We start from the raw sequence: 20,618 nt of genomic DNA on the forward strand, positions 1-20,618 counted from the left end.
GTCCGGATCCCCCTCTCTCAGTCCTCGTCCTCGACGACCTCGGCCTTGAGCTTGGCCGGCGGCGCGGTGCCGATCTGGGCGACGCCGTCGGTACGACGGCCGGGCCCGGCTCCGTCGACGGCTTCGAGACCGCAGGTGTAGACGATGCAGTCCTTGTCGTCGCTGCCGGTGTTCAGGTGCACGTGGTAGGTGAAGGTCAGGGTGCGCCCGTCGGCACTCACCTTGGCCTGGACGGGGGGCAGGTCGCCGCCGGTGGTCTGGTCGATCCGCTTGTACTGGGCCCCCACCGTGCCGTTCCAGCGGAACCCGCTCGGAGCGGTGAAGACGTGCTCACGTTCGCCCGCGTCGACCGTCTCGCTCCAGTTCGGTGTGCGGACGCAGATGTTGATGGTGGTGCCGAGGCCGCCGGGAGCGTCCTCGACTCCGCCCTCCTGCCACACCACGAGGTCCAGCTTCTGGGCCCGTCCCTGTTCGTAGCCCCAGTCGTACCCGTTCGCGTACTGGTCCTTCTCGCCGCGGGTGCCGTCGCGCGGCGGGTCGGCGTAGGGCTTTCCGGCGAGTGCGTCGGCGCGGCCCTGGTCCTCTCCCCGTTTGTAGGCTTCCTTCTTGGTCTGCACGTCGGTGCTCATCTCCGGGTCCTCCTGGGCTGTGGTCGAGGCGTGGGACGGAAGAGAGAAGAGGTGTCCTGGTGCGGCTCACCCCGGCCCGCGGGAAGCGAGCGGATCACGGGGGCTGCGTCCGGGAGGCGGAACGCGGGACGCCGTCCACGGCTCGCGAGCGGGGCGTCCGCGTGGCTGCCGGGGCACGCACCGGACCTTCATCCGGCTCCATCGTTAGCCAGGACCCGCCGGCGCTATGCAGGCGTTCCCCCGTTTGGAATGCCGAATCGATTCCGCGTCACTTGTTCGAGTGCAGTTGAGGCAGGGGACGGCGCAGAAGGGCGGAGGGAAGCACACCGGCCGGGGCCCTGCCGAAGGCCCCGGGACCCGACGCCGTGTCCCGCACGTCCCTCGCTCCCGGTTTCCTCGCGGCTCCTCCCCCGTGCGGGTGGAGAGTGCGGTGCCTGCTCCTGCGGTGCCCCTCCGGCCGGTATGCAGGAGAAATGCCGACGACAGCGCGGAAGGAGACGGTGATGCGGGAGACGAGGCCGTGGACGGGGGAGGTGCCGGGCACCATCGGGGCCCGGGCGCGCTCGTGCCGGGAGGCGGCGGCGTGACGGCCGAGGCCGTGGAGCGGCGGCGCACGCCGGACGCGGGCGGGCCGCCGGTCGTCGTGGCGGGCGACGGCACGCCCGGATTCTCCGGGGACGGCGGGCCCGCGCCGGACGGGCGGCTGGCCTTCCCCGCGGACGTGGCCGTGGGAGGCGACGCGGTCTTCGTCGCCGACCACGCGAACCACCGGGTCCGCCGGATCGACGGCACCGGCACCCTGACGACGGTCGCCGGGGACGGGCTGCGGGGTTTCGCCGGGGACGGCGGCGACGCGGTGCGCGCCCGCCTCGGTTTCCCGTCCGCGCTCGCCGTCGCCCCGGACGGAGGCGTGTTCGTCGCCGACGAGATGAACCACCGGATCCGCCGGATCGACCCCTCGGGTGTCATCGACACCGTCGTGGGAGACGGCTCGCGCGGTGGAGGTGGGAGCGCGGGCGGAGGGGCCGGGGCGGACGAGGGCGACGGTGACGGCGGCCCGGCCCGCCGCGCCCGGCTGGACGCCCCCTGCGCCCTTGCCGTGGACGACGCCGGGTCGCTGTACGTCGGGGAGGCGGGCACCGCCCGGGTGCGCAGGATCGACGGCGGCGGTGTCGTCAGCACGGTGGTCGCGGCGACCGGCCGGTCCGGAAGCCCAGGCGGCTCGGGCGACTCCGGCGCGGCCGACGCGGGCGAGGCGTTCCTGCCCGCCGGCCTGGCGGCCGGCCCGGCCGGCCGGCTGTACATCGCCGACCCGGTGGGCCGGAGGCTCCTGCTGCTCGGCCCGGACGGGGCACTTCGGGTACTGGCGGGGCCGCCGGACGGGAGCACCGGCGCCACGGTGGTCGACTGGGGCGCACCGTGCGCGGTGGCGGTCGACGGCGAGGGCGCGCTCTACGTCGCCGACCAGACCGGACACCGGGTGTGGCGGCTGGCGGACGGAGCGGCCCGGGTCGTCGCGGGGCAACCGGATCCGGCGGCCGGTGAGCCCGCCGAGGCGGCCGGTGACGCGGCCGGCGCCGTCGTACACACCGCGCTGCGATACCCGTGCGGCCTCGCCGTGGACCCGGCCGGGCGCCTGCTCGTGGCCGACAACTCGAACCACCGGATCGCAGCCGTACCGCTGACCACGGCTTCCTCGCCGGTCACCGACCCGGTACGGGAGGACGAGCGGGAGTCGGAGTCCGGGTCGGAGGGGGAGCGGGAGTCGGAGTCCGGGTCGGAGGGGGAGCGGGAGTCGGAGTCCGGGTCGGAGGGGGAGCGGGAGTCGGAGTCCGGGTCGGAGGGGGAGCCGGGACCCGAACCCGAGCCCATCCCCGCCCCGCCCGCCAACCTGGTCGTCCGTCAGGAAGTCGGCCTGGAGGTCCCCCGGGGCGGCAGCGAACTGCTGCACGTACGGGTCTCCTCCACCGACCCCTGGGAACCCGGGCGGGTGGAGCACCGGTTCACGGCTCCGACGGGGTTCGTCTTCGACGGCCGGGTGACCTGCGCGTACTACCGCGCGGACCGTACGGTGCTCCCCGGCGGGTCTCCGACGGCGACGGTCGGGGACGGCGGCAGGGCGTTGGCCGTCGTGGACGAGCCCCGCCTCAACACCACCGGCCACCCGGCGGCGGCCCTGGTCTACACGCTCGGCGTGCGGGCCCTGAGCGACGCCGAGCCGGGCCGGTACACCGACGGGCGGGCGGTGATCGCGGGCCGGCCCGACGTGCGCCTCAAGGCGAGTGTCCTGGGGGACGACGAGGACTGACGAGGAACACGAGGAACACGAGGAACACGAGGAACACGAGGAACACCAGGAACAGGCGGAACATGAGGGACGCGAGGGACATCAGCGACATACCGGACCCTGAGCCGCCCGTGGCGAACCGCCCGCCATCGGCGGCTCTTCGCGTTCCCAAACCCGATATGCGCAGGTAATCGTTTCTGTGCTCCCAGGTCACCCTCCCGCCGTCACGCGTTGCAATCAATACGTGACTTTGGGTTAGCGTTCGAAATGTGTCCACGCCCGCCCTCCCGAGGCTCGGCCCGCCGGGCCCCTTCCCGCACGCCCCGCTTGCCCATCCGCTCGACCGCAAGTGGCTGCACTACGCGTTCCTGTCCCGGTGCGGCCGGCAGGCACTGATCGCGAACCTGTCCGTCCTCGGCTCCTCCACCGGCTCGGTCTACGCGCACCCGGGCGCCCCGGCCACCGGGCGCCGCAGCGGTACCGGCACGGCGGCCGAGGGACAGCACATGGCGATCCTGCTCCTCTACGCGGAGGGACATGGCTGGAGTGCGACGCAGTTCAACGCCGAACAGCCGGAACTGCCGTGGTCGGCCTTCCGGTTACCGCACCCGCACGGGGAGCCCGGCGCGTTCCGGGTGGCGGCCCGGTCGGCGGTCCCGGCAATCGACGTACGGCTGACCCGGACCAGCAGGCCGTGCACCTCCCAGTGCGCTCCGTTCGGGGACGACGAGCACCTGCGCTGGCAGTCGGAACCCGGCGTACGGGGCTCCGGAACCCTGCGGCACGGCGACGGCACGGCCACGGAGACGGACCTGCTGGGCTACCACGAGCGAGTACGCGGCCGGTGGTCCTGGCCCACCCTCGGCGGCTGGGTGTTCGGATTCGTCAACGATCCTGCGGGTCCGGTCGACCAGGCCCCGCCGTCGGCGGTCGTCTTCACCCTGATCCAGCCCGCGTACCCGGCGGACGCGGCCAACGGATCGGTGATGCTGTGGCGCGACGGGCGCATGGTCCGCCACTTCCCCCGGCGCAACCTGCGCGTGGCGGTGAGCGGCACCCTGGACCGCGACCGGGTGGCGATGGTGCCGCCCCTGGCGGGCCTGCTGGGCACCCCGCCGATGGCCGCCGTACCCGGCCGCCTGCTGATCACCGCCCGGCTCGGCGACGACCGGCTCGTCCTCGACTTCCGCGCGGCCACGGCGGGCCGGATCATCAACCCTTCCGAGACCAGCCTGCGCCCGTTCAGCGTGCACGAGACCCTCGGCCCGTGCACGGTGGAGGGCCGGGTCGCCGGGCGCCGCATCGGCTTCACCACCGGGGGCATCGTGGAGTTCGCCGGGGGTGCCCGTGACTGAGACCGTCCCCGCGTTCACCGGGGCCCGGCTGCTGGACGAGACGGTCGCCGCCCTGTCCGACCGGGCACCGGCGGTCCTCGCCGCCGCGGCCGGCCAGCTGCGCGGCATCCGGCTGGGCCTGCACTTCAACGACGGCAGCCACGCCACGCTCACCGCGCGGCACAGCCGTATCGTGGTGGACCGGGACCGCTGCCCGGACCCCGATGTCGAGGTGGCCTTCGACGACCGGGCCATGAACCTGCTGTTCGACCTCCAGCGCCGGCCCGTCGACCAGGTCCTGCCCGACAGCCTCGACGTCCGCGGCTCCCGCGACGACGCCCTCGCCGTGTGGCGGGCCTTCACCCTGCTGTCCCAGCGTGCGGCGGGCCTGCGCAGCATGCAGGAACTGTGGGGGGCCTACCGCGAACAGGCCCCCCGGCTGTGGGGCAGCGCGGCACCCGCCGCCCGTGAACCGGCCGCCGACCCGGTCGACTGGACGGCGCTGGACTTCCTCGCGCGACGCTCCCCCGAGGACGCTCCGGCGTCACCCGCGCTGATCGGCGACACCACCATCACCGCACCACGCCTGCTGTGGGACGGCCGCACCAGCACCGACTGGTCGCTGGAGGACGTCGTCCGCGACGCGGACCTGATGGAGACCATGCGGCGGTGCCGGGCCCGCACCAACGAGGAGATCGAACGGCTGCTGCCGGACCGCGAACCGCGTGCCGAGCTGTACGACCTCATGCGCTCCTACCCCGCCCGCCAGGGCAAGGGCCTGCGGCCCACCCTGACCATCGCGGCCTGTGCCGCCTTCGGCGGGCGCCCCGACGACGCCGTACGCGCCGCCGCCGCCCTGGAACTGTTCCACAACGGCTTCCTCGTCCACGACGACATCGCCGACGAGTCCACGCACCGGCGCGGCTTGCCGACCATGCACGAGGAACACGGCCTGGGCCTGGCCGTCAACGTCGGCGACGGGCTGAACCTGCTCGCCGTCGACGCCGTCCTGTCCAACCTCGAGACGCTCGGCCTGGTCCGCACCCTCGGCCTCATCCACGAGGCGGTGCACATGTGCCGGGAGTCCATCGAGGGCCAGGCCATGGAGCTGGGCTGGATCCGCCACGAGGTCGTCCCCGAGGCCGACGACGCCTACTTCACGATGAGCACCAAGAAGACCGGCTGGTACACCTGCATCAGCCCGTGCCGCATCGGTGCCGTCTGCGCCGGCGTCACCGACCCGGAGGTACTGGGCCGCTTCGACGAGGCGTTCCGCATGATCGGCATCGCCTTCCAGATCCAGGACGACATCCTGAACCTGGTCGGCGAGGAGGCCCTGTACGGCAAGGAGCCCCTCGGCGACCTGCTGGAAGGCAAACGCACGGTGATGCTGATCCACCTCTTCCGCACCGCGCGGGCGTACGAGCGCCCACGCCTCTTCGACATCCTGCGACAGCGCCGTACCGACAAGACCCAGCAGCACGCCGAGGAACTCCTCGCCGCGATGCGCCGGCACGGCTCCATCGAGTACGCCACCGACCTCGCCGACCGGCTCGCCGCCGAAGGCATCGCCCGTTTCGAAGAAGACCTCCGGCTCGTCCCCGAGAACGAAGGCAAAGCCGTCCTGCGGCAGATCGCCCACTACGTCACCTCGAGGCCACTGTGACCACGACCGCGCCCCCGCCCCCGCCCGCCGACGCCCCCGCCGCCGGCCCGCTGACCCCCACCGACCACCGGGCTTTCGCCTTCCTCGGCCATGTCAACGGCAGCCTGCGGGCGTGCCTGTGCACCCTGGCCAGACACGGCGTGGCACTGCGCCGCCAGGACCCCGAACGGGCCCGCCTCCTGCTCGACACCGTCCGGCCCTGGCCCCTCTACAAGGGCGGCCAGTTCCTCTTCGACCTGATGGAGTGGGAGGACCTCATGGTCGACGGCGACCCGCCGCCCGTGATGCCCGCCGAGCGGATCGTCTCCGCCTGCACGCTTCCCGTGCAGCTGCTCGCCGCCGCCACCGCCGAGGCCCCCGGGGCGACGAAACTGGTCCCCGGCCAGCGCACAGCCGGCGTTCTCGACCTCCCGCTGCGCCTGCTGACCACCACCGCCCGCAGCACCCTCCTGGGCGCCGCCCAGGACCTCACCGACCTCCTCGGCACCCCGGCCTCCCGGCCCGGGACCGAGAACGGCACCCCCGCCTCCCGCCCCGGGACCGAGACCGGCGCCCCCGCCTCCCGGCCCGGAACCGAGAACGGCACCCGCACCCCCGGGGCCGGAACCGGGAACGACGACACCCGCACCCCCGGGGCCGGAACCGAGACCGGCACCCCCGCCCCGGAGAACCCCGAAGCCCGACTGCCGCCGCTGGAGGCGGGCTTCTACCTGTACGAGGACATCGCCCTCGGCGCCCTGTCCGTCCTCGGCCCGCTCCTGGCCGACCACGCACCGCCGGCCGACTCCGCGACGTCCGCCTAGCCCACGACGCGCGTCTCCGCTCCGCCCCCGGCGGGGCAGGAGCGGGGCCCGTCCCCAAGACCGCCACCGGCGGATCCGCTCCGCTCTCGCGGGCACATCCATCCACAGAAGGGACAACCATGGCCACGCAGACTCAGGCTCCCGTCCAGCCGGGTTCCGAGAACAAGCTCTACATCCTTCAGCAGGGCATCGTCGAGGACGCCCCCGGCGGGGTCCCGGCCCACCTCAGCTTCGGCATCCTCAGCACCGTCCCCGACCCGGTGAACCCCGGAGACATCACCTTCACCCTGAAGGCACCCACCGGCTTCGTCTTCACCGGCTGGCTCTCCTGGGCCTACCACGACGTCAACACGCTCCAGGCGAAGGGGAACCTGGAGACCACCCAGGGCACCCTCGGCGACGGCGGCCGCACCCTGACCTTCACCCACAACCCGTACCTGTCCACCAACCAGGAGTGCCTCGGCTACGGAGCCCAGGTGACCGCCGTCGACGGCGCGACCCCGGGCCGCTACACCGACGGCCAGCTCAAGGTGGGCGCCGCCAACCCGATCAAGCTCAAGGGCCGCGTCCTCGACCCCAACGAGGACTGACGGCCCCGGCGCGCCGACGGGTAGAGAGGAACGGAAGGGCCGAAGAGTGCACGGAACAGAGAACCGCCAGGGCCGTCGGGGAGCACATGCCCTGGGGGCGCTGATCGCGGCGATGCTGCTGACGTCGTCGTTCCCCTTTCCCGCGAACGCCTCCACGGCGCCGACGGCGCGGCCTGCCGCGCCGTCGCGGGCCACGGCAGTGCGTGAGCCGGAGTGCGTCCAGCCGGGGAACGCGTGGCTCGACCCCCGCTTCTACTGGCGGAACGTGTTCGGCAGCCGACTGGGCGAGGGCGTGATCCACGAGTCGTCGTCACCGAACCCGTTCGGCGGACGCATCGCGCCGGGGTCGACGTTCACGTTCAGGTGGCGACCGGACACCACACGCAATCCCGTGGGAGCGCAGCACCACGTCCACCGGGTCGATCTCGCCTCGATCATGGCGGTGGCCCACGTCGAATCGGTGACCGGGCCGGGCAGCCTCTCGGGGACGACCCTGAGCGCCCAGGAGACACCACCGCACAAGCTGGGCGACACCGTGGTGAGGTTCCGGATCCGGCCCGGGACGGAGGGCCGGACGGCCACCCTCTCCTCGGCCGACCACAGCCTGACCACGAGGTGGCTGTTCTCCAACATCAACAACATCTGGGAGAACACCGGGAGCATCTCCTTCACCGTCGCCTCCCGGGCCGCCCTCGGCTGCGACTCGTCCTCCGTTCTCGGCTGACGGGACGGTCAGGCCGCCGCGTCGGTCGGCCCCTGACCGACCGGCGCGGCAACGGCGTACGTCGTCGCTGTCAGGGCTGATGTCGTTCAACAGCGGGACGGTGCCGGTGAGGACCGGCAGGAGGCCTCTGCCCCCGCCGGCACCGTCCCCTCAGCACCTCACGGGAGACATGCCCCGGCTTCCGGCCAGGGGCATGCCGTCGTTCAGGAACCGCCCCCCTCCGCATCCTCCGGTTCCCGAAGCTTCGCCCGCAGCAGCTTCTCAGCGTCCTGGGCGCGTTCCTTACGGGCCTTCTTCGCGCCCCTGAAGTGACTGGTCACGGCGACTGCTCCACCGACCACCAGCGTGCCGGCCACTGCCATTCCGGCACCTTGTGCGCGCAGCTTCAGGGCCATGTCATCCACGGCGGCCTTCTTGATGGCATCGATGAGCATGTCGACGCCACCAGCCTCCTTCGCCGCAGTCGTGATGTCCTGATACCGCCCGAGATTACCCATCCGACCCCCCATGGCCTGCTTCCCGAATCCACCGGGACCTTCGAGGATTGATCATCCTCCAACTCATCAGGGTTTGTTCGCCTTTTGACCAATGAACCAGGTGAGGTCCCCGGGCCGGCGACCCGATCGTCCGCCCGCCGACGGACGGCAGCTTGTCAGGGGGCGCCGTCGTCGTCTCGGAGGCATCCTGGGAGCACGGTGAGCGGCGGGGCAGCCGACGGGAAGGGTCCGGTCATGCGGGAGCCCTCGCAGGGCGTGACGGTCGTGACTCTCCTGGCGGATCCGGACGCGCCGACGGAGATCGCGCGGCGCATGGCCGAGGTGCTTCCTGCTCGACTCGCCGACAGGTCGGGCCAAGGACGACGGTTCGACGTCGAGGTGGTCAGTGAGCCGTTCACCGGGGGGACCGAGGACCTGTCGACGCTGACGCGCCGCATCATGGACCGCAGGCGTGCGGAGCACTGGGACATCGTGGTCGCCCTCACCGATCTGCCGCTGCACTCGCACGGGCACAAACTCGTGGTGGATCTGAGTCACGAGCACGGCGTGGCCCTGCTGTCCCTGCCGTCGCTGGGGGGTCTGCGGTTCCGCGGGAGGGCCCTGCGTGCGGTGGAGGAGACCGTGCTCAGCCTGGCGAGCCGGCAAGCCGCCGGAGCCGGGGAACCCGCGCAGCGCCAGTCGCTGGGACGCTTCGTCAGCCGTCTCGCACCCGTTCACCCGGGCCCGATCGGTGAGGAGGAGACCGCCGATCTGCGGTACGTCGTCAGCGGGCCGGGCGGCTACCTGAGGGTCCTCGGCGGTATGGTCCGCGCCAACCAGCCCTGGCGACTGGTTCCGGGCCTGTCGAAAGCCCTGGCGGCCGCCCTCGCCACGGGAGCCATCGCCACCGTGAACTCCACCCTCTGGAGCCTGTCCGAGGCGCTGAGCACGCTGCGCCTCGTGATCGCCATGGTCGGGTCCGTCGTACTCATGATCGGCTGGTTGATCGTGGACGCGCACCTGTGGCACCGGTCAGCCGACGACTCGCCGGAGGAGAGGAAGAGGACGGCTCTCTACAACGCGTCCACGGTCGTGACCGTGGGCATCGGCGTGGTCGTCTGTTACGCGGGTCTGCTGGTCGTCAACATGGTGTGGGCGCTGTTCATCCTCAACGACAAGGTCTTCGCCTCGATGACACGGACTCCGCTGCACGCCACGGAGTACTGGACGCTGTCCTGGTTCGTGGCGTCGATCGCCACGGTGGGCGGTGCGCTGGGATCCGGTCTGGAGAGCGACGAGGCGATCCGGGCAGCCGCCTTCTCCAAGCGGGAGCAGGAACGTCGCCGCATGCTGGCGGACGACCACGACGACCAGCCGGTGAACTGAGTCGCGGACGTGCCTCGGACCGGTGGCCGTCCGAGTGCGACGCATCCGCTGATCGATCGATGAAAGGTCGTTTCCGCCGGGAGGGCTGTTTCCGCCTGAAGAGCTGTTTCCGTCGGAAGAGCTGTTCGCGCCGGAAGGGTTGTTTCCGTCGCATGGCGACGGGGACCCGCACCGCACGCCGCCGGAGTGCCGGCGCTCCGCCGAGCAGGCCGACGGCCGAAGCACCGTTCCGCCTGATCCGGGTGAACGGCCCGCAGAGGTGTGCCGGACCCACGGCCCCCTCACGGCAACGTCCGGGAGCCGGGCTCCTTGCGCCGCCTCACCATCGCCGTGCCGCGGTCATGCCGCGACACCGAGGGAAGTCACCATGAAAGCAGCGGTATATGAAGGACCGCGAACGGTCACAGTGAAGGACGTACCGGACGCGAAGATCGAACACCCCTGCGACATCATCGTCAAGATCACCACCACCAACATCTGCGGGTCGGACCTGCACATGTACGAGGGCCGCACCTCGTTCGAGTCCGGCCGCACCCTGGGCCACGAGAACCTGGGCCAGGTCGTGGAGGTCGGCCCGGCCGTCCGCAAGGTCCAGGTCGGCGAGTACGTGGTCCTGCCCTTCAACATCGCCTGCGGCTTCTGCAAGCAGTGCGAGCAGGGCCTGACCAACTACTGCCTGACCATGCAGCCGGAACCCGCCCTCGCCGGCGCCGCCTACGGATTCGCCGACATGGGCCCCTACCAGGGCGGCCAGGCGGAACTGCTGCGCGTGCCCTACGGCGACTTCAACGCCCTGCGTCTGGGCGAGGACGCCGCCGAGCGGCAGACCGACTACGTGATGCTCGCCGACATCTTCCCCACCGGCTATCACGCCACCGAGATGGCGCACGTCAAGCCGGGCGACCAGACCATCGTCTTCGGCGCCGGTCCCGTCGGGCTGATGGCGACCTACTCCGCCCTCCTCAAGGGCGCCGGCCGCGTCTGGACGGCCGACCACCAGCCCGACCGGCTGCGCAAGGCGGAGGAACTCGGGGCCATCCCCATCAACACCGCCGAACAGGACCCGGCGGAGGTCGTCAAGGAGGCCACCCTCGGTCTGGGCGCCGACAACGGCTGCGAATGCGTCGGCTACCAGGCACACGACCCGCAAGGAAACGAGGACGCCAGCCTCACGCTCAACGGACTGATCGACTCGGTCAGGTTCACGGGCCACATCGGCGTGGTGGGCGTCTTCCTGCCCCAGGACCCCGGCGGCGCGGAGGCCCAGGGAGAGCTGGAGGCCCAGGGCAAGGTCCCGATCGACTTCGGGAAGATGTGGTTCAAGGGCCAGCACATGGGGACCGGGCAGGCGCCGGTGAAGAAGTACAACCGGGCCCTGCGGGACCTGATCGCCGGCGGGAAGGCGGAGCCGAGCTTCGTCGTCTCCCACGAGCTCGGCCTGGACGAGGCCCCCACCGCCTACGAGCACTTCGACGCCCGTGACGAGGGCTGGACCAAGGTCGTCCTGCACCCCGACGGACACGGCAACGGCCACAAGCGGTAGGGAGCACAGGGCCGCCGCCCGCCCGCTTCCCCGAGACCGGCCGGCCGGTCTCGGGAAAGCGGGACCGGCCGGCCGACGAGCGGCGGCCGACCCGGCTCCGGCCGGGGGCGGACGGGGTTGGACGGGCAGCCGTCGCCTGCGCCCCTGTCGTACCCGGCAACGGCGGCCGACCGTCTCCGCTCACCAGTGCCACGCCGGTGGGTGACGGAAGCCGAGGATTGGCCGCGGTCAACGCGGAAACTCCGCCGTAGTCCACTTCGCTCCGCGCCTTCCGCCTTCACGCTCGAGCGACCCGCCTTCCGTTCACCTCACCGCACGTGGGGAGCACTCATGAAGACAGACACCCGTTCCACCTCCCGCCTCCGGCACGATCCGCTCGTCCGCGGGCTCGGCTGGGCCAGTGCGCTCCTGGGCGTGCCCCAGGTCGTCGCCCCGGCGGGGTTCGCCCGGGCCCTGGGCGTGGGCGACGCCTTCCGGCACCGCTCGGCGACGACCGCCGTCGGTGTGCGCGAGCTGGCGGCGGCCTCCGGGCTGCTGGGGCGACCGCATCCCGCCTGGCTCTGGGGCCGCGTCGGCGGCGACCTCATGGACCTGACGGTGCTGACCCGGGCCCTGAGGAACCACAACGGCCGCGGCCTGGGCCGCACCGTCGCCGCCACCGCCGCGGTCACCGCCCTCACGGTCACGGACGTCTACGCGGCCGTGACCCGCACCCGTAGGAGCACCCCCATGGAACTGACCGCGACCACCACCGTCAGCCGGCCCCCGGACGAGGTCTACGCCCTCTGGAGGGACCTGGAGCGGCTGCCGGACTTCATGGCGCACCTGGAGGAGGTGCGCGTCACCGGCCCGCGCACCAGTCACTGGCGGGCCGACGCGCCGTTCGGCAGGACGGTCGAATGGGACGCCGAGACCACGGAGGAAGTCGCCGGCCGGCTGATCGCCTGGCGGTCGGTGGACGGCGCCGACATCGACAACTCCGGCGAGGTCCGTTTCGAGCCCGCCCCCGGCGGCCGGGGCACGGAGATCCGGGTGGCCCTGCGCTACGACCTGCCCGGCGGGGCGCTGGGCCAGGCCGCGGCGCGCTACTTCGGCGAGGAACCGCACCAGCAGCTGGACGACGACCTGCGCCGCTTCAAGCAGATCGCGGAGACCGGCGAGGTCGTCCGCTCCGAGGGCGCCCCCGGCGGCAAGCGGGCCCGCGGAGAGTTCCCGCAGCACCCGGCCCGGCCGCTGACCGAGGACGAACTGAAGGAGGCCCTGGCATGAAGGCGAACTGCTGGACGGGACGCAACTCGGTCGAGGTGCAGGACGTTCCCGAACCGTCGATCCTGAACAGCCGCGACGCCATCGTGAAGATCACCGCGACGGCGATCTGCGGCTCCGACCTCCATCTGCTCGACGGCTACGTCCCCACCATGCAAAAGGGCGACATCATGGGCCACGAGTTCATGGGGGAGATCGTCGAGGTCGGCTCCGGCATCAGCGGCGACAAGCTGCGCGTCGGCGACCGCGTCGTCGTGCCGTTCCCCATCGCCTGCGGCGCCTGCGCGTCCTGCCGTGCCGAGTTGTACTCGTGCTGCGAGAACACCAACCCCAACGCGGGAATCTCGGAGAAGTTCTTCGGCCACCCCACCGCCGGCATCTACGGCTACTCCCACCTCACCGGGGGCTTCGCCGGCGGCCAGGCCGAGTACGCCCGCGTGGTGCTCGCCGACGCCAACGCCCTCAAGATCGAGTCTGACCTCACCGACGAGCAGGTGCTGTTCCTGTCCGACATCCTGCCGACCGGGTACATGGGCGCCGACATGTGCGACATCCAGGAAGGCGACGTCGTCGCCGTCTGGGGCGCCGGTCCGGTCGGCCAGTTCGCCATGGACAGCGCCCGGGTCCTGGGCGCGGAGAAGGTCATCGCGATCGACAAGGAGACCTACCGGCTCGACATGGCCGCCGCCCAGGGCTACACCACCGTCAACTTCGAGGACACCGACGTACGCTCCGCCCTGCTCGAACTCACCGGCGGCCGGGGCCCCGACAAGTGCATCGACGCGGTCGGCCTGGAGGCCACCCACGGCGCCTCCCACGTGAACCTCTACGACCGGGCCAAGCAGGCGGTCCGCTCCGAGACCGACCGGCCGCACGCCCTGCGCCAGGCCATCCTGTCCTGCCGGAGCGGCGGCGTGGTGTCGGTCATCGGCGTCTACGGCGGACTGATCGACAAGTTCCCGGCGGGTGCCTGGATGAACAGGTCCCTGACCCTGCGCACCGGGCAGTGCCACGTGCACAAGTACATGAAGCCGCTGCTCGGCATGATCGAGCAGGGCAAGATCGACCCCACCCGGGTCATCACCCACAGGCTGCCCCTGACCGAGGCACCGACCGGCTACGACCTGTTCAAGAACAAGAAGGACCACTGCGAGAAGGTCGTCCTCACGCCGTGAGGGCAGCACCGGCGAACTCCGCCGCCACCTCGCGCCGACGCCGACGAGCCGAGCCGGCTCCGGGCGTGACGGGATGATCTCCGGGTCGGAGACGCGTGCGGCGGGGTTTGAACCCATCGATCACGACTCGGTGCGACCTCCCCTGCTGACCAGGGAGCCGGCGTCGCTGTGACCTTGGCTCCCCGCTGTTTCCCGTCCGGTCGGTGGAAGAAGCGTGCACCTTCCTACAGCCTGGCCGGCGGCGCGCTGACCGGTGGCCTGTACGGCTACTCGATTCCCGCCTTGATCTCGGTGGTCGTCGCCACTCAGGTCCTCGCGGTGGTACTGCCGGCGGCAACGCGAGCCATGCGATGACCTCGATTACGGACCGTCTCTTCCTGCCGCTGACGGGTCGATCTCCTGGGACGGGTGGCGAAAGATTGGTCGTCTGCTGGTCTTGCTCTCTCTTTTTGCTGGGCCGGCTATGTACGTCGTCTCCCTAGGGTCGTTGGCGTCCCCCGGAGGTCACGAACCCGGATCTCCGAAGCGCCATTACCTGGAGATGACTGATGCGCGCACTGCCCCGTCGTGCCCTGGCCGCCGCTCCCGTCGCCGTCCTGCTCTTCGCCCTGACCGCGTGCGGCGGCGGCTCTGACTCCGGCTCCGGTGATTCGAAGGCCGCGGATACCCAGCAGTCGGCCCAGAACGGGGGCGGAGCTCAGGCCGCCGACGAGGGAGACGGTGACGACAAGCCTGAGCCGCCACTGACCGGCGAGGTCAAGCAGAAGGCGGAGGCAGCGGCGCTGGCCAAGTACCCGGGCACGGTCGTGAAGTCCGAGGAGGACGCGGAGAAGCCCGGCATGTACGCGGTGGAGGTCAAGAAGGCGGACGGCTCGACCGTCGAGGTCTACCTCGACAAGTCGTACAAGGTCAGCGGCACCAAGCAGGAGGGTACCGAGGAGAAGGACGCGGAGAACGGCGGCTGAGACACATGCCCGTCCCTGAAGCGGATGCCGGCCGACCCTCGAAGCGGAGTTCTGCCGAGCGGTGATTCGACGGCAGCTCCTCCCGGCAGGGGCGGGCGGATGGAGACGGCCCTACGGCACAGTTCGCCCCTGTCGGTTGCCGGGCGCTCGCCGGCTTTGGTTTCACCTTCCCGGCGGTCAGCGCAACCACTGACCTCCCGGTCCGGTTCGTCACCGCCCTCCGAGTGCCGTCCGGCCGGTCCCTCCCAGCGCGCAGACCCGGCCGGACGGCACCCTCGCCTCTCAAGTCGCAGGCGGCTTCCATGAACAGCACAACTCACCTGGTACAGCTGTGCGAACCTGGCGCCATGCGCCTGTTGCTCATCGAAGACGACGACCGCATCGCGGGCCCACTCACCGAGGGCCTGGGGCGTTACGGCTTCAGCGTGGACCACGTCCGCACCGGCGCTGCCGGCCTGGCCGATGCCACGGGTGCACCGGACCTGGTCCTGCTCGATCTCGGCCTGCCGGACATGGACGGCCTGGACGTGTGCCGTAGCCTGCGGTCCCGTTCCGCCGTGCCGATCATCATGATCACTGCTCGGGGCGAGGAGGCCGACCGCATCGTCGGCCTGGAGCTGGGCGCCGACGACTACCTCGCCAAGCCGTTCGGGGTACGGGAGCTGGTGGCCCGTATTCGCGCTGTCACTCGCAGGGCCAACGCCCAGCCCTACGCGATGGCCACTCCCTCCGAGGCACGGGAGACACCACAACGGCCGGATGGAGAGCAGCGCTTGGGAGCGTTGGCGCTCAACCGCCGTACCCGCGAAGTGCACGTCGACGGGGAGCTGATCGCCTTGACGCCCCGAGAGTTCGACCTGCTCGCCTACCTCGCCCGTGACCCGGAAGCCGTGCACTCCCGCCGGCAGATCATGGACGCGGTGTGGGACCCGCACTTCTTCGGTCCCACCAAGACTCTGGACGCTCACGTCGCCGCCCTGCGCCGCAAACTCGGTGATCCGGCCTGGATCACCACCACGCGCGGCGTAGGATTCCGCTTCACCGTCCCCGGCGACGGCGCGGACGCGAGGGCATAGGGATGACCCGCCGCCTGCTGCTCAGCTACCTCGGCCTGGCCCTGCTCGTGCTGGCCGGCCTGGAGATCCCGCTCGGCTGGATCTACGCCCGCGGCGAGATCTCTCGTACGTCGCAGAGCGTCGAACGCGACGCTTCCATGCTCGCCGAGGTCGCTGAGGAGAACATCGAGAAGGGCAATCTCGCCGCGCTGCCCGACCTGGTGGGCGACTACGCCACACGCACCGGCGGCCGGGCCGTGGTCACGGACCGCGCAGGGCTCGTACTGGCGGACTCCGGCGCCCGCGACGCCGTCGGCACCGACCTCTCCGCCGAGCCGGACATCGCCCGGGCTCTGAGCAACACCCCGACCGTGACCTCCGGCGACGACGCACTCTCGGCGACCATGCCCGGCTCTTCCGGCACGACCGTCCGCGGCGCCCTGCGCCTGACCTACCCCATGGCCGAAGTCACCGCCCGGGTGCACCGCATCTGGGCGGCCTTGACCCTTGCCGGCGCCTGCGTCCTGGCCTTGGTCGCGCTGGTCGCCTTCGCCCTCGCCCGCTGGATCACCCGACCCCTGCGCACCCTGGAAGCGGCCACCACGCAGCTCGCCGACGGCCGCTTGGACAGCCCGCCGGACACCCATACCGGTCCGCCCGAACTCCGCCGCCTGGCGACGCAGTTCACTCGTACCGCCACCCGGCTCCAGCACCTGCTCAAGGCCCAGCACGCCTTCGCCGCCGAAGCCTCCCACCAGCTCAAGACGCCGCTCACCGCACTGCGCCTGCGCCTGGAGAACTTCGAGCCCTACCTCGACCCGCGCGCCCACCCAAGCCTGGAGGAGAGCATCGGTGAGGTCGAGCGCCTCAGCCGCATGGTCCAGGGGCTGCTCGCCCTGGCCCGCTTGGAGAACGCCGCCACCACACCCGAACCGGTCGACCTCGACACCGTCATCGCCGACCGCGCCGCCATGTGGGAGCCCCTTGCCGAAGAACAGCATGTGACCGTCGCAGTCACCGGCCGGACCATCGGCCGAGTCTGGGCCATCCCCGGAGCACTGGAGCAGATCATCGACAACCTGCTCGCCAACGCCCTGCGCGTCTCCCCACCCGGGACCACCATCACCCTCGCCCGCGGCCCCGCCGCCGAACTCCACATCGTCGACCAAGGCCCCGGGATGTCCCCGGCTGACAGGCAGCGTGCCTTCGACCGCTTCTGGCGAGCCTCGGACTCCCACCACGACGGTACCGGCCTCGGTCTGCCCATCGTCCGCCACCTCGTCCATGCCTCCGGCGGGGACATCACGCTCCACACCGCACCCGGCGGCGGCCTCGACGCTCACATCCGCCTGCGTCCCGCGACCATAGGCGGACCACGATCCCGGAACGGCCTGACCCGACCGGCTCGCGTCTCGGCACCGGCACGCTGACGTCCCACCCGTAACGTGAAAGGAGCGGAGGACCACCGCCCCGGCCGATCGGCGGAGGACGGAACACGACTCGGCTCGTCGGCCATCCCGGGACCGCCGTGACCGAGGAGGTCTACCGGAAGCAGATCCGCCCCGTGATCCAGACCGGTGCCGTGGTCATGGACGGCATCTTCGGCACGCAGGAGCGACGGTCGTAGACACGCGGAAAGCGTCAGTCACGCAGAGAGACACGCACGCAGAAACAGATCAGCCACCTCCCAACGTTGGGAGGTGGCTGATCTGCTATTTCGGCTGTCGGGGTGGCGGGATTTGAACCCACGACCTCTTCGTCCCGAACGAAGCGCGCTGCCAAGCTGCGCTACACCCCGGTGTCGCTGCTTCCCGCGGCGACGTCGTTTACTTTAGCCCACTGGTGGCCGGAGACGAAATCCGGTTCAGACGCCGTGGCGGACCGGGGTCGGGCGGGTGTGGTCCAGGGCCACCAGGAGAACGGCCAGGGCGTAGATCGCGAGGCCGAGGAGGAGGGCGTTGGCCAGGGTGCTCCGGTAGCCGTGGGCCGTCGCGTCCAGGAAGGGATAGAGGTAGCGCGACGGACTGGTGGGCGGCAGGAAGGCGGCCCGGGTGAGGGAGAAGGTCAGGTAGGCCAGGGGGTAGAGGAGCCACGCCGCCGTCTGGCGCAGGTGGAGGCGGGGTGCGGGGGTGAGCAGGAGCCAGTCCAGCAGGGCCGCTGCCGGGACCAGGGTGTGCAGGACCTGGAGGGCCGCCCACTGGGCGTGCCAGCGCTCGGGGGGCGTCGTCGCGCCGGTCATCGAGAACGGGGGCGTCGTGTGGCCCAGGAGCAGGTGGTAGACCAGCGCCGAGGTGAGGGCGTAGAGGAGTCCGGCGCCTGTCACCGCCGGGGGGAGCGGGCGGCGGGCCCGCCAGGCCCGGGTCGCCGACAGGAACATGACCAGGGCCAGCAGGATGCCGGTCTGGACGCTGAAGTAGCTCAGCATGCGGGCCGGGGGGCCGATGAGGAGTTCCAGGGCGACGCCGCCGGCCGCCGCCACGGCGGTCAGGAGGCGGAACACCGCGGCCACGGGGCGGCGGACCGGGCCCACCACCGCCGCGGCCGGGACCGGGGCGGGCAACAGCAGGGGCGGGCCCGGGACCGCGGGCAGGTCCGGGATGTCCCTGGGTATCGGGGCGGTCATGCCCTCACGCTAGGAGCGGGGGAGGGGCGCGGCCACGCGGACTCGTCCAGGTGGGTTACGCCCCTGGCGGCACCCGTCTCAGGCCCGCCCCCTCGCGGCACCCGCCTCAGGTACCACGCGTCGCGCGCCCACCTCAGGTCCCGCCCCTCGTGGCACTGCTCAGGCAGCGCCCCCTCGCGGCACCTACCTCAGGCACCGCCCCTCACGGCACCCTCATCCCTCCTTGCTCACCAGCGTCAGCAACGTCGCCTCCGGCGGGCACGCGAAGCGGACGGGGGTGTAGCGGCTGGTGCCGCAGCCCGCCGAGACGTGGAGGTAGGAGGTGCGGCCCTCCGCCGTGTGCGTGGAGAGGCCCTTCACGCGGTCGGTGTCCAGGTCGCAGTTGGTGACCAGGGCGCCGTAGAAGGGGATGCACACCTGGCCGCCGTGGGTGTGGCCGGCCAGGACCAGGGGATAGGCGTCCGCCGTGAACGCGTCGAGGGCGCGGAGGTACGGCGCGTGGACCACGCCGAGCGAGAAGTCGTACGTGCCGGACGGGCCGCCGGCCACCTGGGCGTAGCGGTCGCGCTTGATGTGCGGGTCGTCCAGGCCGGTCAGCTCGATGGAGACGCCCTCGACCTTCAGCACGCCGCGCGTGTTCGTGAGGTTCAGCCAGCCCGCCGTGTCGAAGCCGTCCCGGAGGTCCTCCCACGGGTTGTGGACCGCGCCGACGACCGGCGGGTTGCCGTTCAGGCCGTGCTTGCCCTGGACCTTCTCCAGCAGGTAGCGGGCGGGGTTGCGGGGCCGGGGGCCGTAGTAGTCGTTCGAGCCGAAGACGTACGCGCCCGGGAACTCCATCAGGGGGCCCAGCGCGTCCAGGACCTCGGGTACGCCCTCGGGGTCCGACAGGTTGTCGCCCGTGTTGATCACGAAGTCCGGGCGCAGCCCGGCCAGCGACTGCAGCCAGCGCTGCTTCTTGCGCTGCCCGCTCACCATGTGGATGTCGGAGACCTGCAGCACACGCAGCGGGCGCATGCCCGGGGGCAGGACCGGGACGGTGACCCGTCGGAGACGGAAGGAGCGGGCCTCGAAGCCCGCCGCATACACCAGGCCGGCAGTGCCGGCCGCCACGATTCCCAGCGGAATTCCGTATCGCGCGCGCATGTCTCCATCGTGTCAGACCGGTTGGCCGGTGTGAGACCGGCCGCCGGTTAAATGGGCGGGCGTCGCCGGGCGTACACCTGCGACAATCGGGCCATGACCACCACGCTCAAGTCGAAGCTGCACGACGACCTCAACGCCGCGATCAAGGAGCGCGACGAGCTGCGCTCCTCCACGCTCCGGCTGACGCTCGCCGCGATCACCAAGGAGGAGGTCGCCGGCAAGGAGAAGCGGGAGCTGTCGGACGACGAGGTGCTCAAGGTCATCACCCGCGAGGCGAAGAAGCGCCGGGAGGCCGCGGACGCCTTCGCGCAGGGTGGCCGTGCCGAGCAGGCCGAGCGGGAGAAGGCGGAGGGCGAGGTGCTCGCCGAGTACCTGCCCAAGCAGCTGTCCGACGACGAGCTGAACGCGATCGTCGCCCAGGCCGTGGAGGAGGCGAAGGCCTCCGGTGCCGAGGGGCCGCGGGCCATGGGCGCCGTCATGAAGATCGTGAACCCGAAGGTGGCCGGCCAGGCCGAGGGCGGCCGGGTCGCCGCCGCGGTGAAGAAGCTGCTCCAGGGCGGCTGAGCGCCCGCCTTTCCGCTACGACGGCTCCCCCGGCGAGGCCTTCTTCCACGACGGCTCTCCGGCGGGGCCTTTCCGCTACGACGGCGGGGCCGCGTCTCGGTCTTCGTCTATGGCGGTGGGGCGCAGCTCGGTCTTCGTCTACGGCGGCGGGGCGCGTCTCGCCCTACGGCGGTCAGGCGTCCGTCTGCTCACTTCTTCTCGCGGGGCCGCGGGCCGTGCCTCTGCCCGCGGTGGTTGGCCGAGCCGCGCCCTTCCCACGGCTTCCCACGACGGCGGGGGGGGGGGGGGGGGGAGGGGGGGGGGGGGGGGGGGGTGAGGGGGGGAGGGGGGGGGGGGGAGGGGGGGGGGGAGGGGGTGGGGGGGGGGGGGGGGTGGTTGTATTTTCTTGT

19 protein-coding genes, 1 tRNA gene and 1 pseudogene are annotated in these 20,618 nt (G+C 71.7%); 16 read left to right on the plus strand and 5 right to left on the minus strand.

Annotated elements, in window-relative coordinates; all coding sequences use genetic code 11:
• Nucleotides 1–17: 17 nt before the first annotated feature.
• The gene (locus ACZ4VF_RS33435; RefSeq protein ID WP_467930716.1) at nucleotides 18–629 is read right to left on the minus strand and encodes a hypothetical protein; all 612 of its coding nucleotides are present in this window, start codon (nucleotides 627–629) and stop codon (nucleotides 18–20) included.
• 583 nt (nucleotides 630–1,212) lie between these two features.
• On the opposite strand from ACZ4VF_RS33435, the gene ACZ4VF_RS33440 reads away from it, so the two are divergent.
• From ACZ4VF_RS33440 to ACZ4VF_RS33465, 6 genes are all read left to right on the plus strand, one after another.
• The gene (locus tag ACZ4VF_RS33440; RefSeq protein ID WP_467930718.1) at nucleotides 1,213–2,937 is read left to right on the plus strand and encodes an NHL domain-containing protein; all 1,725 of its coding nucleotides are present in this window, start codon (nucleotides 1,213–1,215) and stop codon (nucleotides 2,935–2,937) included.
• 248 nt (nucleotides 2,938–3,185) lie between these two features.
• On the plus strand, nucleotides 3,186–4,271 hold the full coding sequence (locus tag ACZ4VF_RS33445; RefSeq protein ID WP_467930720.1) for a hypothetical protein: 1,086 nt from the start codon (nucleotides 3,186–3,188) through the stop codon (nucleotides 4,269–4,271).
• Entirely contained in the window at nucleotides 4,264–5,916 is a 1,653-nt protein-coding gene (locus ACZ4VF_RS33450) for a polyprenyl synthetase family protein (protein WP_467930721.1), read from the plus strand. The genes ACZ4VF_RS33445 and ACZ4VF_RS33450 overlap by 8 nt, the downstream gene beginning before the upstream one ends.
• Nucleotides 5,913–6,719, plus strand: coding sequence for a hypothetical protein (locus tag ACZ4VF_RS33455; RefSeq protein WP_467930722.1), 807 nt, complete (start codon nucleotides 5,913–5,915; stop codon nucleotides 6,717–6,719). The genes ACZ4VF_RS33450 and ACZ4VF_RS33455 overlap by 4 nt, the downstream gene beginning before the upstream one ends.
• A 119-nt stretch (nucleotides 6,720–6,838) precedes the next feature.
• A complete protein-coding gene (locus ACZ4VF_RS33460) occupies nucleotides 6,839–7,309 on the plus strand; it encodes a hypothetical protein (RefSeq protein WP_393739514.1) in 471 nt (156 codons plus the stop codon).
• A gap of 46 nt (nucleotides 7,310–7,355) precedes the next feature.
• Nucleotides 7,356–8,033, plus strand: a complete 678-nt coding sequence (locus ACZ4VF_RS33465) for a hypothetical protein (RefSeq protein WP_467930724.1) — start codon at nucleotides 7,356–7,358, stop codon at nucleotides 8,031–8,033.
• Between the two features lie 203 nt (nucleotides 8,034–8,236).
• Here the strand turns inward: ACZ4VF_RS33465 and ACZ4VF_RS33470 are convergent, their stop codons facing one another.
• Nucleotides 8,237–8,530, minus strand: a complete 294-nt coding sequence (locus tag ACZ4VF_RS33470) for a hypothetical protein (RefSeq protein ID WP_467930725.1) — start codon at nucleotides 8,528–8,530, stop codon at nucleotides 8,237–8,239.
• Between the two features lie 234 nt (nucleotides 8,531–8,764).
• Here ACZ4VF_RS33470 and ACZ4VF_RS33475 point away from each other — a divergent pair, with 234 nt between their 5' ends.
• From ACZ4VF_RS33475 to ACZ4VF_RS33515, 9 genes and pseudogenes are all read left to right on the plus strand, one after another.
• Nucleotides 8,765–9,895: a hypothetical protein gene (locus tag ACZ4VF_RS33475; RefSeq protein ID WP_467930726.1), complete on the plus strand. Its 1,131-nt coding sequence runs from the start codon at nucleotides 8,765–8,767 to the stop codon at nucleotides 9,893–9,895.
• Between the two features lie 367 nt (nucleotides 9,896–10,262).
• Nucleotides 10,263–11,438, plus strand: a complete 1,176-nt coding sequence (locus tag ACZ4VF_RS33480) for a glutathione-independent formaldehyde dehydrogenase (RefSeq protein WP_467930728.1) — start codon at nucleotides 10,263–10,265, stop codon at nucleotides 11,436–11,438.
• A 330-nt stretch (nucleotides 11,439–11,768) separates the two neighbouring features.
• Nucleotides 11,769–12,707 (plus strand): SRPBCC family protein, encoded by a 939-nt coding sequence (locus ACZ4VF_RS33485; protein WP_467930729.1) that lies wholly within the window; start codon nucleotides 11,769–11,771, stop codon nucleotides 12,705–12,707.
• Nucleotides 12,704–13,879: a zinc-dependent alcohol dehydrogenase gene (locus ACZ4VF_RS33490; RefSeq protein ID WP_467930730.1), complete on the plus strand. Its 1,176-nt coding sequence runs from the start codon at nucleotides 12,704–12,706 to the stop codon at nucleotides 13,877–13,879. Before ACZ4VF_RS33485 ends, ACZ4VF_RS33490 begins: the two co-directional genes overlap by 4 nt.
• A 168-nt stretch (nucleotides 13,880–14,047) precedes the next feature.
• Nucleotides 14,048–14,233: a hypothetical protein gene (locus ACZ4VF_RS33495; protein WP_467930732.1), complete on the plus strand. Its 186-nt coding sequence runs from the start codon at nucleotides 14,048–14,050 to the stop codon at nucleotides 14,231–14,233.
• 194 nt (nucleotides 14,234–14,427) lie between these two features.
• Nucleotides 14,428–14,844, plus strand: a complete 417-nt coding sequence (locus ACZ4VF_RS33500; protein WP_467930733.1) for a PepSY domain-containing protein — start codon at nucleotides 14,428–14,430, stop codon at nucleotides 14,842–14,844.
• 347 nt (nucleotides 14,845–15,191) lie between these two features.
• A complete protein-coding gene (locus tag ACZ4VF_RS33505; protein WP_467930734.1) occupies nucleotides 15,192–15,920 on the plus strand; it encodes a response regulator transcription factor in 729 nt (242 codons plus the stop codon).
• A gap of 2 nt (nucleotides 15,921–15,922) precedes the next feature.
• Complete coding sequence (locus tag ACZ4VF_RS33510) at nucleotides 15,923–17,329, plus strand: sensor histidine kinase (RefSeq protein WP_467930735.1); 1,407 nt, start codon at nucleotides 15,923–15,925, stop codon at nucleotides 17,327–17,329.
• Between the two features lie 68 nt (nucleotides 17,330–17,397).
• Nucleotides 17,398–17,526, plus strand: a pseudogene (locus ACZ4VF_RS33515) (site-specific integrase); the annotation flags it as partial.
• Between the two features lie 97 nt (nucleotides 17,527–17,623).
• On the opposite strand, the gene ACZ4VF_RS33520 reads toward ACZ4VF_RS33515, so the two are convergent.
• The 3 genes from ACZ4VF_RS33520 to ACZ4VF_RS33530 all read right to left on the minus strand — a co-directional run bounded on the left by ACZ4VF_RS33520 (nucleotide 17,624) and on the right by ACZ4VF_RS33530 (nucleotide 19,665).
• Nucleotides 17,624–17,697: transfer RNA gene (locus ACZ4VF_RS33520), tRNA-Pro, on the minus strand.
• A gap of 66 nt (nucleotides 17,698–17,763) precedes the next feature.
• Complete coding sequence (locus ACZ4VF_RS33525) at nucleotides 17,764–18,522, minus strand: Pr6Pr family membrane protein (RefSeq protein ID WP_467930737.1); 759 nt, start codon at nucleotides 18,520–18,522, stop codon at nucleotides 17,764–17,766.
• Between the two features lie 213 nt (nucleotides 18,523–18,735).
• The gene (locus tag ACZ4VF_RS33530; protein WP_467930738.1) at nucleotides 18,736–19,665 is read right to left on the minus strand and encodes a metallophosphoesterase; all 930 of its coding nucleotides are present in this window, start codon (nucleotides 19,663–19,665) and stop codon (nucleotides 18,736–18,738) included.
• 93 nt (nucleotides 19,666–19,758) lie between these two features.
• Here ACZ4VF_RS33530 and ACZ4VF_RS33535 point away from each other — a divergent pair, with 93 nt between their 5' ends.
• Nucleotides 19,759–20,229, plus strand: a complete 471-nt coding sequence (locus ACZ4VF_RS33535) for a GatB/YqeY domain-containing protein (protein ID WP_189303423.1) — start codon at nucleotides 19,759–19,761, stop codon at nucleotides 20,227–20,229.
• The last annotated feature ends 389 nt before the right edge of the window (nucleotides 20,230–20,618 follow it).

It is taken from the genome of Streptomyces sp. NPDC029151, from assembly GCF_055564315.1.